The sequence below is a fragment of the Cohnella baijiui genome (assembly GCF_020731285.1).
In the GTDB taxonomy this organism is placed as follows: Bacteria; Bacillota; Bacilli; order Paenibacillales; family Paenibacillaceae; genus Cohnella.
In genome coordinates this window covers 1-244 of the sequence record NZ_JAJFOW010000319.1, presented here as the reverse complement: position 1 = coordinate 244, position 244 = coordinate 1, and the positions used below count along the sequence as shown (strand labels likewise).

At 36.5% G+C, this 244-nt stretch carries 1 protein-coding gene; it reads left to right on the top strand.

The window, feature by feature from the left end:
- On the top strand, nucleotides 1-188 hold a 188-nt coding region (locus tag LKX83_RS32795; protein ID WP_227887465.1), incomplete at its 5' end, for a hypothetical protein.
- Nucleotides 189-244 lie beyond the last annotated feature (56 nt).

Sequence of the window (244 nt, the reverse complement as noted above, 5' to 3'; positions counted from 1 at the left end):
AGGAAGCAAGGCAAGAGATAGCGGAAGAAATGGCAAGAATTTATCTGGAGACCACTGATTATGATGATGAACCAATATCTGAAAGGTTTGGAGTGCCTATTTACAAAATAGAGCAATTTAGAGAAGACCATAAAAAGTGGCAGTTCGCAAAACAATTAGAGATAAATAGAAGAACCAGCTTTTCTTGAGGACAATGTGATTTCATTGTGCTTACCAAAAGACATGTTTCTAAAGAAGGGAAAAC